This is a genomic window from Paucibacter sp. DJ2R-2, from assembly GCF_025717675.1.
Taxonomy (GTDB): Bacteria; Pseudomonadota; Gammaproteobacteria; order Burkholderiales; family Burkholderiaceae_C; genus Paucibacter_A.
Map to the genome: position 1 here is coordinate 1,072,902 of NZ_JAJIRT010000001.1, position 15,398 is coordinate 1,088,299.

General features: G+C 68.3%; 16 protein-coding genes. 4 read left to right on the plus strand and 12 right to left on the minus strand.

The genetic code is table 11. The features are described from left to right. Positions 1 to 12 precede the first annotated feature (12 nt). Positions 13 to 930, minus strand: a complete 918-nt coding sequence (locus LNV28_RS04635; protein ID WP_263516264.1) for a DUF535 family protein — start codon at positions 928 to 930, stop codon at positions 13 to 15. Positions 931 to 1,119: 189 nt separating this feature from the next. On the opposite strand from LNV28_RS04635, the gene mnmA reads away from it, so the two are divergent. From mnmA to LNV28_RS04650, 3 genes are all read left to right on the plus strand, one after another. Then, positions 1,120 to 2,238, plus strand: a complete 1,119-nt coding sequence (mnmA, locus tag LNV28_RS04640; RefSeq protein ID WP_263516263.1) for a tRNA 2-thiouridine(34) synthase MnmA — start codon at positions 1,120 to 1,122, stop codon at positions 2,236 to 2,238. Between the two features lie 102 nt (positions 2,239 to 2,340). Then, entirely contained in the window at positions 2,341 to 3,651 is a 1,311-nt protein-coding gene (locus LNV28_RS04645) for a sensor histidine kinase (protein ID WP_263516262.1), read from the plus strand. Then, the gene (locus LNV28_RS04650; RefSeq protein ID WP_263516261.1) at positions 3,648 to 4,367 is read left to right on the plus strand and encodes a response regulator; all 720 of its coding nucleotides are present in this window, start codon (positions 3,648 to 3,650) and stop codon (positions 4,365 to 4,367) included. The genes LNV28_RS04645 and LNV28_RS04650 overlap by 4 nt, the downstream gene beginning before the upstream one ends. A gap of 162 nt (positions 4,368 to 4,529) precedes the next feature. On the opposite strand, the gene LNV28_RS04655 is transcribed toward LNV28_RS04650, so the two are convergent. Next, entirely contained in the window at positions 4,530 to 5,096 is a 567-nt protein-coding gene (locus tag LNV28_RS04655; RefSeq protein WP_263516260.1) for a CAP domain-containing protein, read from the minus strand. Positions 5,097 to 5,168: 72 nt separating this feature from the next. Here LNV28_RS04655 and LNV28_RS04660 point away from each other — a divergent pair, with 72 nt between their 5' ends. Beyond that, positions 5,169 to 5,612: a hypothetical protein gene (locus LNV28_RS04660; protein WP_263516259.1), complete on the plus strand. Its 444-nt coding sequence runs from the start codon at positions 5,169 to 5,171 to the stop codon at positions 5,610 to 5,612. A 21-nt stretch (positions 5,613 to 5,633) separates the two neighbouring features. Here LNV28_RS04660 and LNV28_RS04665 read toward each other — a convergent pair whose 3' ends face one another. The 10 genes from LNV28_RS04665 to gspG all read right to left on the minus strand — a co-directional run bounded on the left by LNV28_RS04665 (position 5,634) and on the right by gspG (position 15,245). Then, positions 5,634 to 6,158, minus strand: a complete 525-nt coding sequence (locus LNV28_RS04665) for a type II secretion system protein (RefSeq protein WP_263516258.1) — start codon at positions 6,156 to 6,158, stop codon at positions 5,634 to 5,636. Between the two features lie 130 nt (positions 6,159 to 6,288). After that, positions 6,289 to 6,693 (minus strand): type II secretion system protein, encoded by a 405-nt coding sequence (locus tag LNV28_RS04670; RefSeq protein ID WP_263516257.1) that lies wholly within the window; start codon positions 6,691 to 6,693, stop codon positions 6,289 to 6,291. Positions 6,694 to 6,702: 9 nt separating this feature from the next. Next, on the minus strand, positions 6,703 to 7,173 hold the full coding sequence (locus LNV28_RS04675) for a type II secretion system protein (protein WP_263517135.1): 471 nt from the start codon (positions 7,171 to 7,173) through the stop codon (positions 6,703 to 6,705). Between the two features lie 33 nt (positions 7,174 to 7,206). Further along, a complete protein-coding gene (locus LNV28_RS04680; RefSeq protein WP_263516256.1) occupies positions 7,207 to 9,456 on the minus strand; it encodes a secretin GspD/PilQ domain-containing protein in 2,250 nt (749 codons plus the stop codon). Beyond that, complete coding sequence (locus LNV28_RS04685; RefSeq protein WP_263516255.1) at positions 9,453 to 10,028, minus strand: hypothetical protein; 576 nt, start codon at positions 10,026 to 10,028, stop codon at positions 9,453 to 9,455. The genes LNV28_RS04680 and LNV28_RS04685 overlap by 4 nt, the downstream gene beginning before the upstream one ends. Next, a complete protein-coding gene (locus LNV28_RS04690) occupies positions 10,025 to 10,588 on the minus strand; it encodes a GspMb/PilO family protein (protein WP_263516254.1) in 564 nt (187 codons plus the stop codon). The genes LNV28_RS04685 and LNV28_RS04690 overlap by 4 nt, the downstream gene beginning before the upstream one ends. After that, entirely contained in the window at positions 10,585 to 12,012 is a 1,428-nt protein-coding gene (locus tag LNV28_RS04695; RefSeq protein ID WP_263516253.1) for an ATP-binding protein, read from the minus strand. Before LNV28_RS04695 ends, LNV28_RS04690 begins: the two co-directional genes overlap by 4 nt. Beyond that, the gene (locus tag LNV28_RS04700) at positions 12,005 to 13,546 is read right to left on the minus strand and encodes a GspE/PulE family protein (RefSeq protein WP_263516252.1); all 1,542 of its coding nucleotides are present in this window, start codon (positions 13,544 to 13,546) and stop codon (positions 12,005 to 12,007) included. The genes LNV28_RS04695 and LNV28_RS04700 overlap by 8 nt, the downstream gene beginning before the upstream one ends. Beyond that, the gene (locus tag LNV28_RS04705; RefSeq protein WP_263516251.1) at positions 13,543 to 14,742 is read right to left on the minus strand and encodes a type II secretion system F family protein; all 1,200 of its coding nucleotides are present in this window, start codon (positions 14,740 to 14,742) and stop codon (positions 13,543 to 13,545) included. Before LNV28_RS04705 ends, LNV28_RS04700 begins: the two co-directional genes overlap by 4 nt. A gap of 65 nt (positions 14,743 to 14,807) precedes the next feature. Further along, positions 14,808 to 15,245 (minus strand): type II secretion system major pseudopilin GspG, encoded by a 438-nt coding sequence (gene gspG / locus LNV28_RS04710; protein WP_318013825.1) that lies wholly within the window; start codon positions 15,243 to 15,245, stop codon positions 14,808 to 14,810. Between the last annotated feature and the right edge of the window lie 153 nt (positions 15,246 to 15,398).

Below are 15,398 nucleotides of genomic sequence, written 5' to 3' on the forward strand. Positions count from 1 at the left end.
CCTTCGCCGCGCTCAGAGTGGGCTGAAGGTCTGCACCACGGCCAGGTCGCCGACCCAGACCGCCAGTTGCAGCTGCAGGCCGACATACATGGCGTCCAGCATGGCGAATTTGCGCTTGACTTCGGTGCGCTTGCGCGAAGGCACCTCCTCCAGCACCGGCTGCGGCGCTTCGTCGCAGCGCAGCTCGAAATTGCCGCAGTCGCTGGGCCGCGCGCCAATCTCGGACCAAAGCGCGTCGTAGTTGGAGCTGATCTTGCGGCGGCGCCAGGGGTTGAGGGCCACACGTTCGCGGTTGCTGATCAGGATCAGGCGCTCGCAACCGAGCGAAGCGCCGATCTGACGCACCGCCTGCACCAGCACCACGCCGGGCCGGCAGCCATAGAAGTCCTTGGTGGCTCGCCGCACCAGCTCGCGCGAACCTTCGCTGCGCCCACCCTGCAGACGGCCGATGGCCACACAGGGCCTGCCCTGGCGGCGCATGAAGACGAAGGAGGCGCTGAACACCATCTCGCCATCGAGCATGAGGCGCAGGCAGAGATCCCCTTCGCGGTGACCTTCGTGGACGGCCGAGAGCTCAACCTGGAAGGTGGCGCCCGATTTGCCCTGCAGCTGGCAGAGCACCAGGTTCTCGCGCGCCGCCCGCGCCAGCACCGGCTCCAATCCCTGCTCAAGCAGGAAACCGTAGTGGTCCATCAGCAGCTCCACCCGGCGAGCGCAACCGAGGCGGCGCGAGAAGTAGGGGCGGTAGATCTTGCTCAGCAACTTGGGGTGCTCGCGCACCGCCCCCATCAGCACCGGATGGGCACTGACAAAGTTCATCCAGCGCCGGGTCTGGGTCGGGTGCAGCAGGGCGCCCAGGTAGATCTTGAAGCGATCTTTGGCGCTGATGCGTTCGCAGTGAGGGGTGATTCGAAAGGGATTCAGATTCATGGCCGGCGCTCGCGGGGCGCAAAACGCCGCCGATTCAAGGAAAAACAGGGGACCAACAGGACAGCGCCGATTGTAAAGATCTGTTAATGACGACTTGCCCCGCATTTGCGGGTGTCAAGCACCGCCCCAAGGCGGTGCGAAAGCTGCCACCCGGGCGGGTAGCGCGCCCCTTGCGGGACAATCACGGCCATGAACTCCAAGCAACGCATCGTCGTCGGCCTGTCCGGCGGCGTCGATTCCGCCGTCACCGCCTACCTGTTGAAGAAGGCCGGCCACGAAGTCGTGGGCATCTTCATGAAGAACTGGGAGGACGATGACGACAGCGAGTACTGCTCGTCCAATATCGACTTCGTCGACGCGGCCGCCGTGGCCGATGTGATCGGCATCGAGATCGAGCATGTCAACTTCGCCGCCGACTACAAAGACCGCGTCTTCGCCGCCTTTCTGCGCGAATACCAGGCCGGCCGCACGCCCAACCCCGATGTGCTGTGCAATGCCGAGATCAAGTTCAAGGCCTTCCTCGACCACGCCATGCGCCTGGGCGCCGAGAAGATCGCCACCGGCCATTACGCTCGCGTGCGGCAGCGCGAGGGCCGGACGGAACTGCTCAAGGGCGTAGACAACAGCAAGGACCAGAGCTATTTCCTGCACCGCCTGAACCAGGCCCAGCTGGCCAAGACCCTGTTCCCGGTCGGCGAGCTGCACAAGACCGAGGTGCGCCGCATCGCCGAAGAGATCGGCCTGCCGAACGCCAAGAAGAAGGATTCGACCGGCATCTGCTTCATCGGCGAGCGGCCCTTCCGTGAATTCCTGAACCGCTACCTGGCGCACCAGCCCGGCCCGATCAAAGACGAGCGCGGCCGCAAACTGGGCGAGCATGTCGGCCTGTCCTTCTACACACTGGGCCAACGCCAGGGCCTGGGCATCGGCGGCGTCAAGGAAAAGGGCGCACCGCGCGGCGGCGGCGAACACGAGCCCTGGTTTGTCGCCCGCAAGGACATGGAAAAGAACACTCTGTATGTGGTGCAGGGCCACGAGCACCCCTGGCTGCTGAGCCAGGCCCTGGTCGCCGATGACCTGTCCTGGACCGACACCCAGCGCGCCTTTGGCGGCTTTGGCGCCAAGACGCGCTACCGCCAGGCCGATGCCGCCTGCGCCTTCCACCCCGACACGCCGGCGCTCGGCCGCTGCCGCGTGGACTTTGCACAGCCGCAATGGGCCGTCACGCCGGGCCAGAGTCTGGTGCTCTACGACGGCGAGGTCTGCCTGGGGGGCGGCGTGATCGCCGAAGCCATCGCACAGCGCTGATCCCCCCGAGATCGGGGCTGTCTGCATGACCAAACACACATGCCAGAAGCGACCCCGCTGTGGCACCCTGCCGCACAGGCGCCTCGCTGAACAAAGTCTCCCTTGCTGAATCTGCTGAATTCCCCACCGCTGCGCCTGCTCGACCGACAGCTGGACCGCGTGCTGGCCCGTGTGGCGCAGCCCAATGTGGTGTTGCGCGTGGCCGCCCTGTCGATCTGCCTGCTGGAGCTGGCGGCCGCCATCGCCGGCCTGCTGGGCTACCGCACCGACGCGTATGACGGCGCGGTGCCCGCCCTCTACCTGCGCTGGGGCGGCAACAGCAACGACCCCATCCTGCTGATCACCTGTTTCAGCCTGGTGCTGCTGTTCGCCTGGGGCTATTGGCGTCTCGCCCGCGAGGGCCGCGCCGACCAGCCGCCGCCGCGCGCCCTGCTGCGCCTGGTGATGATCGACCTGCTGGCCATCGCCGTCACGCCGGGCCTGCCTTTTCTTGTCACGGCCCTGGCTGCCGTGCTGCTGCGCGCGCGCACGGCTTTTCTTTTCGCCCTGACCCAAATCGCCATCAACCTGGCCATGAACTGGCTGCTGCCCCTGGCCGAGGTGGTGACACCGGGCAGCAGCGGCGTGCCCAACTGGCTGGACAATATGGGCCTGCTGATGGCCATGGTGGCCTTGCATGGCATGGCCTTCGGCCTGGGCCGCATGGCCGCCGCCGAATCCGAGAAGCGCCGCTGGTTGCAAGCCATGCTGGCCGAACGCCTGAGCGCCGAGCAGCTGCAAGCCGAGCAACTGCGCTACAACGAGCGCACCCTGATGGCGCGCGAACTGCACGATGTGGTCGGCCACCATTTGACTGCCTTGAACCTGCAGCTGCAGCTGAGCAGTGCCCTGCTGCAGCGCGCCGATGGCGAAGGCGCCGCCTTGGCCGTCGACAAGGCGCGGCAGAGCGCGGCCAACTTGCTGGCCGATGTGCGCCAGGCCGTCAGCCAGCAGCGCAGCTCGCAGCGCATCGACCTCAGCACCGCCTTGCAAGCCCTGGTCGACGGCATTGCCAGCACCCAGATCGAGCTGAGCATCGCCCCCAGCGCCCGCGACCTCAGCCCGCGGGTGGCCCATGCCCTGCTGCGCTGTGTGCAGGAGGCGGTGACCAACAGCGTTCGCCATGCCCGCGCCTCGCGGGTGAGCATCGAAGTGGCCATCGAGGATCACGATATGAGCCTGGGCATGGACTGCTTGCCACAAGGCGAAGTCCGCGTCAGCATTGACGACAACGGCCTGGGTGCCAGCCACCTGAAACCAGGCAATGGCCTGCAAGGCATGGCCGAACGCATGAGCGAGCTGGGCGGACGCATGGATGTGCGGCGCAGCCAGCCCGGATTCCGAATTGAACTGCGGTGCCCAAGGACAGCATGAACACCAACAGCAACAACCTCCCCCACCTCAAGCCCGCCGGCGCCGCAGACGCCTCGGCCAAAGGCAGCATCCGCCTGCTGCTGGTGGAAGACCAGCAGCTGGTGCGCGATGGCCTCAAGGGCCTGCTGGCCCTGCACGAGGACATCCAGATCGTCGGCGAGGCCAGCGACGGCGCCGACGCGCTGGAGCAGATCACCCGCCTGGGCGGCGAGCCGCCGGACCTGATCCTCTCCGACATGCGCATGCCTCGCCTGGACGGCCTGGGCCTGATCCGCGCCCTGGCAGCCCGCGCGCTGAGCATCCCGGTGGTGCTGCTGACCACATTTGACGATGCCGCCGTGTTCGACGAGGCCGTGCGTGCCGGCGCCCGCGGCTTCCTGCTCAAGGCCATCAGCACCGACACCCTGGTGCAGGCCTTGCGCGATGTAGCCGAGGGCGGCACCGCCCTGCGCCCCTCGCTGACCACGCGTATGGAGCGCCCGGCCAGCACGGCCGAACGCGCCTTCCTGGCCACCGAACAGCCCGACCCACTGTCACCCAAGGAGCTGCAGGTGCTGCGCCTGGTGGCCAGCGGCCGCAGCAACACCGAGATCGCCGCCCTGTTGGGTAACAGCGAGGGCGTGATCAAGAACCACTGCTCGGCCATCTTCTCCAAGATGGGTGTGCGTGATCGCACCCAGGCGGTGTTGCGCGCGATTGACTTGGGTTGGATCTGAACCACCGACCAGTCCCCGCTTTGGCTTGAGCGTTTTCGTCGCGAGCGGCTGTCAGGCTAGGCGGACGGAGCACAGGAACCGGAACGTACTTCCTGTACGTGAGGATTCCGAGCACCGGACCAACGACGCATGGCGGCCGCGCAGTAGAAAACGCTCAAGCCTTCAGGGCTCGACCGGGCGGCCCAGGTGCAGCACCCAATAACGGTCATAACGCCCCGGGCCGACGACACAGGCCAGGCCCACGTCGACAAACTCAGCCTGCATCAGGTTCTCGCAATGCTGGGCGCTCAGGGTCCAGGTGGCGAGCACCTCGTCCAGGCTTTCCTGACCCGCTGCCAGGTTCTCGCCGGCGCGCCTCATGACGTAGCCACTCAGGCGAAAGCGCTCGCGCAAGCTGCTGCCCTTGAGGCCGACATGGCTGAGCTGGTCGCCTTGCGCCAATTCAGCAGCAAAAGCCTGGGCTGAGGCCTCCAGGCGGCCTTCCCAGCGCAAGGGCGGTGCGGCGGGCAAGAGCTTGCGACCGCAAGCCTGTGCCTGGGTCCGAAAGGCGTTCAGGCGCAGCAGTTCGGCATGGATCTCCGCCGGGCTGGGGCAGGACTTGGCCGCGCCGGCCTCGGCCACCTGGGCGCCGGCCAGCCCGAGCGCACCGAGGCCACCGAGCTGCAACAGCAGGACGGCACGGCAGAGCTGACGGGACAGTCGGCGATCTGAAAGCGAAGTCGAATACATGAGCGAACGCATCCTACCCAATGGCGGACCGCCGCCGGGCGACTAAGCTACGCGAAAGCCACTGGAGCGCCCATGCCCGCATCTGCTTCTTGCCCAACCTGGGCCGCCCTGCTCGGCCTGGGTCTGCCCCTGGTTCTGCTGGCCGGGGCCTGCAGCAGCGCTCCAACCAAGGCGCCAGGGCTCGCTGCGGCGCCGCTCAGCCAGCGTTTGCTGCAGGAGCTGGAGGTGGAGATCGGTGAGGCGCGCTGCAACAGCGATGCCCAGTGCCACAGCCTCGCGGTCGGCGCCAAGCCCTGTGGCGGCCCCGAGGGCTACCGCGCCTGGTCCAGCCAGGGCAGTGATGGCGCCAAGCTCAAGGCGATCGCCGAGCGCCAGGCCGCCGCTCGCCGGGCCGAGAACGAGGCCAGCGGCCTGATGTCCAACTGCGCCGTCGAGCCCGACCCCGGTGCCAGTTGTCAGACCGGGCGCTGCAGCCTGCGCCCGCGCACGTCCAGCCCAGTCAAGTCCGCGGTCTGAGCGAGACACCGGCACACGCAATCAAGGCGTGCCGGACGTTTGGCTGTCAGACATGGGGGCGCTGGCCGAGGGAGAGGATGCGGTGGCACCTTCCGGTCGTCCCTGGAACACCCAGTCGCTGGCCTTGGCCAGGGGCTGACCATCGGGCCGGCTTTGGCGCAGCAAAGGCCGTTCGGAACGGCTGTGCACCGCACTGAAAGCCTTGGGCTGGCTGGGCTCGGGCACCAGCACCCAATCGGCCTGGCCGGTGAAGGGGTCGACGTAGGCGCGACGCAGGTGGTGGCGGGCCTTGCCGGCACGCTCATCGACCAGCAGATCCTTCAGGCTGCGCGGGTACTGCGGCTGGGCACCGCCCACCGCCTTGGCATAGCTCTGGATGGCCCGGGCCAGCTCTTCGCCGCGAAACTCCAGCTCGCGCTCCCGCTCGCGCTGCGCGGCCGTGCTCCAGCTCTGCCCCAGCGCCGCCAAGGCCGCCGCCGTCAGCGCGACGAAGAACAGCAGGCCGAGGTAGGTGAAGCCGCTGGCGGCAGATGGGGCGCGGGGCATGGGGGCGAGAGTGAGTGATTTGGTGAACAGGTGAACGAGTGAACAGGTGAGGAGTTCAGCGAAGGCTTCGGCGGACGGAAACAAGCAAACATTCACCCGTTCACTTATTCACCTGTTCACCTCCCCGCCCTCACCAATCCGCAAACAGCCGCCCGTCACTGGCGCGGCCGGCGGCACCGCTGCGGACATCGTAGACCTGGCCATTGGCCTGCATATCGCCGGGCGGCGGCAAACTGACCCAGGCATCGCGGCTGCCATTGAGCGGGTCTTCCGGGATCTCGCGGATGTAGCGCGCCGTGGCCAGCTCTTCCAGGGAATCGGGATAACGACCTTTGTCAGCGGCGAACTGGTCGATGGCATCGCGCATGACATTCAGCGAGCTGCGCAGCGCGGTCTCGCGCGACTTCTGCAAGCTGTTGAAGTAGCGCGGCGCCGCGATCGAGGCCAGCAGGGCGACGATGGCCATGACCACGATCAGCTCGATCAAGGTGAAGCCTCGGCGGGCGCGCTGGCGTGAGGAAGACGGGTTTTTCATATCGGCGCCTCACCAGTCGCGCAAGCGCGTGCCGTCGAGCGCACGGCGCTCGGAGCGGGAATAGACATCGAACACATCCTTGCCCGAACGCGGCTCGTCGGGCGGGCTGTCGGCCGCGCGCAAGCCCCAGGTGTCGGCGGCCGGCAGGGCCGGGTCGGCAAAGGGGTCGCGCGGCAGGCGGCGCAAGAAATAGAGCTTGCGGCCATCGGGCGTTTTGATGTCCACCACACCCGCGGCCAGCAGCTGCAAATTGGGCGGGTAGCCGCTGTCCTCGGGGCTGGTCTGGATCTGCCCGGCCTCGACCGCCTTTTTGTAGGCATCGAGCGCACCGCGCAACTGCCGCAGGCCGCTGCGCAACTCATGCTCGCGGGCCCGCTGCACCGACATCTCGAGCAGCGGCCGTGCCGACGTGGCCAGCAAGGCCAATATGGCCAGCACTACCAGCATCTCGATCAGCGTGAAGCCGCCTCGCTTTTTCATCGCCATGCGCTCGAACTTGCAGCTGCCGCGCGCTCAGCGCGCCGCCTCCACGCTGACCAGGCCCGAACCCTCCAGGCGTACGCCGGCGCTCTCGCCATTGGGGCCGGTGGCCTGGATGCTGCCCAGGTCGATGCTGGTGGACTTGCCGATGGCGGCCGGCAAGGCCCGCAACACCAGCACCTTCTCGCCGCGCGCCGGCAGGTCCACAGCGATGCGGCCATTGCCGGTGCTGCCCTGCAGGGCCTGCAAGAGGCTGGCGTCGAACTCGACTTCGCCGCGGACATTGAAACCCGATTCATTGCGCAGAGTCACCGACACCGTGCCGCCCGGCGTGACCTGCGGCGTCACCTCCAGGCGCACGGTGGCTTCGCTGGGCGCAGGCGCGGCCGCCGGGGCTGCCGGTGCGGTATCTCGCGGCGCCGCCAGGGCGGGCTGGGCAAAGCTGCCACCTGCACCACTGCTGCTGGGGCCGACACCGACCTTGGCGTTCGGCTTGAGCAGGCCGCTGAATGCGCCCGGCGAGGCATCGGTGCCGCTGGCGGTGCGCGTCAGGCTGGCCTCGGGCAGGGCCAGGTTGCGAACGATGCGCGGCGTGATCAGCAAGACCACCTCAGTCTTGGCTCGGGTGTCGCTGCGCACGCCGAACAAGCTGCCCAGCACCGGAATTCCGGACAGGCCCGGAATGCCGCTGGCGGTACGCCGGTCCTCGTCATTGATCAGACCGGCCAGCACCTGGGTCTCGCCATCGTTCAGGCGCAGGGTGGTCGAGGTGGTGCGCTGGCCGATCTCGTAGGCCGTGGTGCCACCCGGGCCGGTGACTTGGCGGATCAGATTGCTGACTTCCAGGCCGACCTTGATCACCACGTCGTTGTCCAACTGAATGGTCGGTTCGACATCAAGCTTGAGGCCAATGTCCAGATAGGAGACCGAAGCCGCCACCGAGGTCTGGCCGGAGAAGTTGGTGGTGGTGGTGAAGACCGGCAGCTTCTGTCCGATGTGGACCTTGGCCTTCTCGCGGTTGCGCACGCGGATCTTGGGGTTGGCCAACAGATTGACATTGCCGCTGCTGCCGCGCAGGGTGGCGACGACGCCGGGGTTGGCGACAAAGCCGCGGAACTCATCGCGTTGACCCAGGGGCACCTGGCCGGTGGCCAGGCCGCCGTTGACGCCGGGCAAACCGAAACTGAGTTGGTCTGGCCATTTGAGGCCCAGATCGTCGACCCGGTCGGTCGCCAGCTCCATCACTTCGACATCGAGCATGACCTCGGGCTCGGGCAGGTCGACCGAAGCGATCAGGCGTTCGACCAGGCGCAGCACCTCGGGGGTGTCGCGCACCACCATCAGGTTCAGGCGCTCGTCGACATGGATATCCCGCACCTTGGCAATGGTGCGCACCATGGCCTGCACCTGCTTGACGTCGGCGTTAGCCAGATAGAGCGTGCGGGTGATCAGCTCCTGATGCTCACGCTGCTTGGCGCTGGTGTTGGGGAAGATCAGCACCGAGCTGTCATTGAGCAGCTTGCGGTCCAGCTGCTGGGTGCTCAGCACCACACGCATGGCCTCATCCAGCGTGACATTGCGCAGGAAGATGGTGATGCGGGTATCGGAGCGCACGTCCTTGTCGAACACGAAATTGATGTTCGAGCTACGCGCCAAGGCCTCGAAAACCTGGCGTAGCGGAGCGTCACGGAACTCCAGCGTCACCGGCTTCTGGAAGGCAGGGCCCAACTCATTGCTGCCCTGCTGTTCCAGCGGCCGCGCCTGCGCCACCTGACTCAGCAGCTGGCGAGCACCCGGATGCTGGGGCGACTCGGCCAGGATCTCGCGCGCCAAAGCCTCCACCCGTTCCAGGCGGCCTTCGCGCAGCAGGCTGCGTGCCGTCAGCAGCGTGGCTTCCTGCTTCTGGCCGCGCTGCAGCTCGGTCTCGAAATAGGCCAGACGCGGATGCTTGGGGTCGACCTCGCGCAGGCTTTGCATGGCGGCCTGGGCCTCGGCCCAGCGGCTGCTGGCACGCGCGCCTTCGATCTGCATCAGCAGGCGGTTGCTGAGTTGGGTACGAAGACGGATCTGGGCGGCACGCAAGGCATGGTCCTGCGGCTCCTTCTGCGCCGCGGCGTCCAGCACGGCATAGGCCTGCGTCAGCTGATTGGCACGGCTCAAGTCATCGGCCTGGCGCAGCGCCGGATGGGAGCAGCCCGCCAGCAAGAGCAGCACGGCCAGGGTCATGACCGCGGGCTGGGGCGCGGCGCAGCGCATGAACAGGGAGGGGGCTTGCAGCTTCATGGGGTTGCGGCTCGGAAGTTGACGCTCTGGGTGAGCTTGGCGGGCAACCAGGTCAGGTCGAGCCCGCGTTCATGGATCTGGTCGACTCGCCACTGGCCGTCGATCACCTCGCCGGGCTTGACGGCCAAGGTCTTGCTGGCACTGGACAAGAGCGCGACGCTGCCGCTGCCCTCGACCAAACGGCCGATCAGTTGGTAGGGAAATGGCGGCGCCACCGGCGCTGCGGGTGGCGCCGGTGGAGACGGTGGCGGTGCGGGCGGCGGTGGCGGTGGCGCGGGCGGCGCCCAGGCGGCGAACTGCCCCGCGCTGGCCGGCGCCCAAGCGCCACGTTCCGCGGGTGCCCAGTCGGTCGGCGCGGCGCTAGCGGCGGCGGCAATAGGTGCAAGGCGAGCGGCACTGCCGGTCGGCACGCCTGGCGCCGGGCTGCGCCGTGTGGCGGCCACCGGCTGGGCCAGATCGGCATCCTCGCCCTCGCTCCGGGCCACCCACAGGCTCGCGGCCACGCTCACGGCCAGGCCCGCGGCCAAAACGATCTGACGCGGACCCACGGTGTTTGCTTTGGGCTCGCTCATCGCATTTCGCTCCCGCCGGCCGGCTCGGCACGACCATGCAAGGACCATTGCAGCTCCGCCTCCAGCTCGGCGGTCTGCGGCGAAGCGCGACGCAGCTTGAGGCCATCGAGGCTCAAGCCGGGGTCGTGGCGCAGGGCGGCCTCGATGTACTGGCGCAACTGCTCATAGCCGCCACTCAGCGGCATGGTCACGCGCAAACGCTCCAGGCCGGTGGCAGCGTCGACGCTCAAGCGGTGCTCGCTGCGGCTGCTCTGCAGGCCCAGGCGCAAACCCATTTCCAGCAGGTCGGCCAAGCGCTGCTGGCGGGCGCTGGCGGGCGGCAGGGCCTGCCACCACTGGGCCGCCGTGGCGGGCGCGGTCTCGCTGCTGGCGGGTCCGACGGCGCGCTGCAATCGCAGCTGGGCCCGCAGGCGGTCCGCCTGGGCGGCGTTCGCCGCAGCTTCGCGCTCCCAGCCCTGCCCCAGCCAGGCCAATGCGGCGGCCAGCAGCAGGCCCAGCAAGGCGAGCACGCCGGGCAGGCCCAGGCTGCGCAGGAATCGTTGAACAGCAAGCGCCTTCATGGCCGGGCCTCCGCCATCGTTCCGCCCGTCGGGCGCAACAGCTCGGGCTGAAGCTTGGCGTTCAGCTCGAAGCGCTGGCCACTCAAGCCCTGCTCGGCGTTCTGCAGCCGGCTCAAGAGGACGCTTCGGAAGCCGCCTTGTGCGGCCAGCCGGTCGACCAGCTGCAAGGGCGCCAGCTTGTCGGCGGCCAGGCCCTCCAGGCGCAGTTCCTGCCTGGCGCTGTTCAAGTCCAAGGCCAACCAGGCCAGCGGCGCCGGCTGCTTGGCCGCACCGGCCTGCTCGACCTGCACCAGCAGCGACTCCCAGGGCTGGCGCAGCAAGGCCTGCACTTCGGCGGCTGCCCGCAATCGCTCGGCCTCGAGCTTGCGGGCGCTGTCCTTTCCGCCGGCCTGAGCGGCCAGCGCGGGCAAGGCGGCCGGTGCACGCGCGGGCGCCGGCTTGGCGCGCAAGCGCGCCTGCAAGTCCGCCAGCTGCTGCTGGCCCTGCGCGCGCTCCTGCTGGGCTTCCCAGGCGGTCCAGCCGGCCGTGGCCAGCACCAGCAGGCTGGTGGCCGCCAGAGGCCAGGCCAAGGGCGAACGCAAGCGAGGCGCGCCCAAGAAGTCGGGCCGAGGTAGACCAGACATGGGCTTGGCCGATACGGGCTCCAGCGCTGCGAGATCGGGCTCGGGCGCATCGAGGCGGCCGTGCACATGGATGGCAGGGCCCAGCTTCACGGGCGCAGGCGCCGCCAGCAAACCATAGCCGGCCACGCGCAACCGTGCCGCGGCCAGACCCGGCTGCAGCGCCAGCTGTTCCTGCAGCAGCTCGGCCAGGGTTTCCACACTGGCCTCCTGCAGGCGCAGCTGACGCAAGCCGCTGAGGCGCCCGGCCGTGAGGCTGAGCCAGGTCACGACCGCGCCCTCCAGCCAGACCAGGGCGGCCTGCTCGGCAGCCGCCCACTCGGGCTCCTCGCCAGCCAGGCGCTGCAGGGCGGCGGCCCAGGCCGGCTGCACCTGCAGCAGGCGCACCTCATGCTCAGCGGCCACTTCGCGCCAGCCTTGGGCGGCCGGGCCATGCAAGGCCAGGGCGCCACATTGCTCGACCCGACCGGGTTCAGCCGCAAGGCGCCAGCCGGCCAGCGACCAGGTTTTGGCCGCGGCCCCGAAGTACTGACCGAACTGCTGGCGCGCGTAGGCCAAGAGCTGGGCCTCGTCGGCCAGAGGCAAGCCCGGCTGGCAGACCAGCTCGTGCAACAAGCGGCTGGACAGCAGCAAGCGCGCGGCGCTGCCGTTCTGCTTGCGACACCAGTCAGCCCAGGCTTCGGGCTTGCCGCCGGGGCGTGCGAGCAAGCCTTCGGGGGCCAGGAACAGGGTCTGGGGTCGCGCCAGGCGGGCGCGCAAACGCCGCCGCATGCGGCTCAGAAAGGGGGGCGGCGCGCTATTCATCCAGGGTCACTCGTTCCAGCTCGTCAAAGGTGGTCTCGCCGCGGCAGACCGCCTGCAGGGCGACGGCCCGAAGCGGCTTCATGCCGCGGGCGCGCGCGGCTTCCTTGATCTGCGACATGGGCGCGCGCGCAGCGATCAGGTCGCGCAGGCTGTCGTCGAGCTTGAGCAGCTCGGCCACGGCACGGCGGCCACGGTAGCCGGTGCCGCGGCAATGGCCACAGCCCTCGCCCTTCATGAAGCTGTGCTCGCCCGCCTGCAGACCATAACGCGCCAGCGTGGCGGCATCGGGCTCGAAGGGGCGCGCGCAATGCTTGCAGGTCAGGCGCACCAGGCGCTGGGCCAGCACGGCGTTCAGGGCCGAGACCACGTTGTAAAGGTCCAGGCCCATGTGCATGAAGCGGCCGATCACGTCAAAAGCGTTGTTGGCATGCACGGTCGAAAACACCAGGTGGCCGGTCAGCGCCGCCTGGACCGCGATCTGCGCGGTTTCGGCGTCACGGATCTCGCCGACCATGACCCGATCCGGGTCGTGGCGCAGGATGGAGCGCAGGCCGCGCGAGAAGGTCAAGCCTTTTTTCTCGTTGACCGGGATCTGCACCACGCCGGGCAGCTGGTACTCGACCGGGTCTTCGATGGTGATGATCTTGTCGTCGCCGGTGTGGATTTCGGCCAGGGTGGCGTAAAGCGTGGTGGTCTTGCCGCTGCCGGTCGGGCCGGTGACCAGCAGCATGCCGTGCGGCTGGCGTGCCTGGTGGCGGATGGCGGCGCGCTCCTCGGCATCGAAGCCGAGCGAATTGAGCGTCAGGTTGCCGCCGGTCTGCTCGATTCGGGCGCGGTCCAGCACGCGCACCACGGCGTCTTCGCCGAACACGCTGGGCATGATGGACAGACGGAAGTCCACCTCCCGGCCCTGCACCTTGAGCTTGAAACGGCCGTCCTGCGGCAGGCGGCGCTCGCCGATGTCCAGCTCGGACATGACCTTGAGACGCGAAACCAGCTGTTCGGCCGTGGCGGCGCCGTCCACCGTGCGCACCATGGACATGACGCCGTCGACACGAAAGCGGATCGCCGCGCCGCGCGCCGTGCATTCGATGTGCACATCGCTGGCACCGTCCTGCAGCGCGTCATACAGCGTGGCGTTGAGCAGGCGCACCACGGGGCTGGCCTGTTCGGACATCAGCAGAGCGCTGAGCTCCTCGGTGCCACCGCCGGCCTCGCCGTCGATGACCGACTCCTCGACATCGCTGAGAGCCCGGAAATCGGCCTCGCCGGCACCCAGCCAATGGCTGATGGCGGCGGGCTCGCATTGCAACCAGCGCACCGGCGCTTGCAAACGCGCCTCGACGCTTTGCAGCAGCAACTCATCAGGCGCGCGCTCGCCCAGCAACATCTTGCGGCCACCGGCGCCCACGGCCAGCACGGCACGCCAGCGCTGCGCCTGGGCTTGCGGCCAATGCTCGAAATCGAGCGCCCAGGGGCCGTGCTCGGCAGGCAATACCGCGGCCAGGGAGAAAGAAGAGGCCTCAACGGTCATTGAACTTGTTCCACCAGTTGGAAGATGGGCATGTACATCAGCACGATGATGCCGCCGATGAGCACACCCATCACCAGCATCAGGGCCGGGTTGATGGCCCGGGTCAGCAGCTCGGTCAGGCGCACGGCTTCCTCGTCATGAAAGGCAGCGGCACGCTCCAGCATGGCGGCGACTTCGCCGCTGCGCTCGCCCACGCGCACCATGCGGCGCGCCACGGGCGTGGCCAGGTCCTGGGATTCCAGCGCTTCCGACAGGCGCTCGCCGCGCTCAATCTGCTCGGCGGCAGCGGCCACGGCGGGCCGCCAGGGCAAGGCCACCACATCCTCGACGATGCGCAAGCTGGCCAACACCGGCACGCCTGAGGCCAGCAGCATAGACAGGCTGCGGTACAGCCGCGCCAGGGCCAGCACGCGCAGGCGTGGGCCCAGGCCCGGCAGGGTCCAGAGCGAGGCCTGCACCCGCTGGCGCAAGCCCGGGTGGCGCCACAGGCTCACCGCGCCCAAAGCCAGCGCGCCGAGACCCCCGAGCACCCACATCGGATGCGCACCGGCGGTCTGGCCGAAACGCATCAGCACCATGGAGGCCCAAGGCAGGTCATTGCCCAGGCCGTCGAGGATGCCGGCAAAGCGCGGCAGCACGAAGAGCAGCAGGAACAAGATCACCGCGCTGCCGACGGCCAGCAGCATGACCGGGTAGACGCAGGCGGCGATCAGGCGCGAGCGCAGGTTGTCGACCCAGGCCAGGTATTTGGCATGCTGGGCCAAGGCGGTGCTGAGCTGACCGGTGCGCTCGTTGGCGGCGACGATGGCGCAGATCAATTCATCAAATGCCTGAGGCTGCTGGCGCAAGGCCACCGACAGCGGCTGCCCCTGCTCGACCTGGCTGACCACGGCATCGAGTGCCTGGCGCACCGAGGCCTGGGCTTCTTTCTCGCGCAAGGTGTTCAGCGCTTCCAGCAGGGCGATGCCGGCATCGAGCAGCACGGCCAGCTCCTGGCTGAACAACTGCAGCGGAAAGGCGCGCGTCGAGCGCCGCCCGGCACGGATGCCGGTGCCGGTTTCGCCCAACTCCTGTACATCCAGCACATGCTGCGGCGCCACGCCCAAGGCGCCGGCCACCGCATGGGCGTCCAGCGCATCGACACGCACCGTCCTCACCCCCTCGGGGTGAAAGACGCGGACCTGGTAGCTGGGCATGGGGAGGAGGAATCAGAGGCTGGCAGTCCAAGGGCGACGGGCACAGGCCACGGCGCCGCTGGGATTCACCAGCTGGTGAGGTCGGCGTCTTCGCCTTCGCCGCCGGGGCGGCCGTCGCGACCGAAGGAAAACAGGTCGTACTCGCCATGCTCACCGGGCGAGCGGTACTGGTAATCGCTGCGCCAGGGGTCCTGGGGCAGGGCCTTGCTCAGATAAGGGCCGGCCCAGCGCGGCTCATCGGCAGGCTTGGTCACCAGCACGGCCAGGCCTTGCTCGGTACTCGGGTAACGGCCGACATCGAGCCGGTATTGATCCAGGGCTTTTTGCAGACCGTCAATCTGGGCACGCGCCGCCTTGACCTCGGATTTGCCGATCTGGCCGAAGAACTTCGGCCCCACATAGCCGGCCAGCAAACCGATGATGACCATCACCACCAGCAGCTCCAGCAAAGTGAAGCCACGTCCGGAACGGCGGGCTTGGCGCTTGGATTGGATGCACAACATCTTGTCAAAAACCCTCAAAAACTTCGACCCAGCGGCCCCGTCCGGCGGACCGGTTGCTACCCGCTCACTCAGCGCACCGCTGCGCTGAGACCTGAACTGTGACAGCCGCGGCCCGACCCAGCCATTGGGACTTGACCGCCCATGCTCCATTGG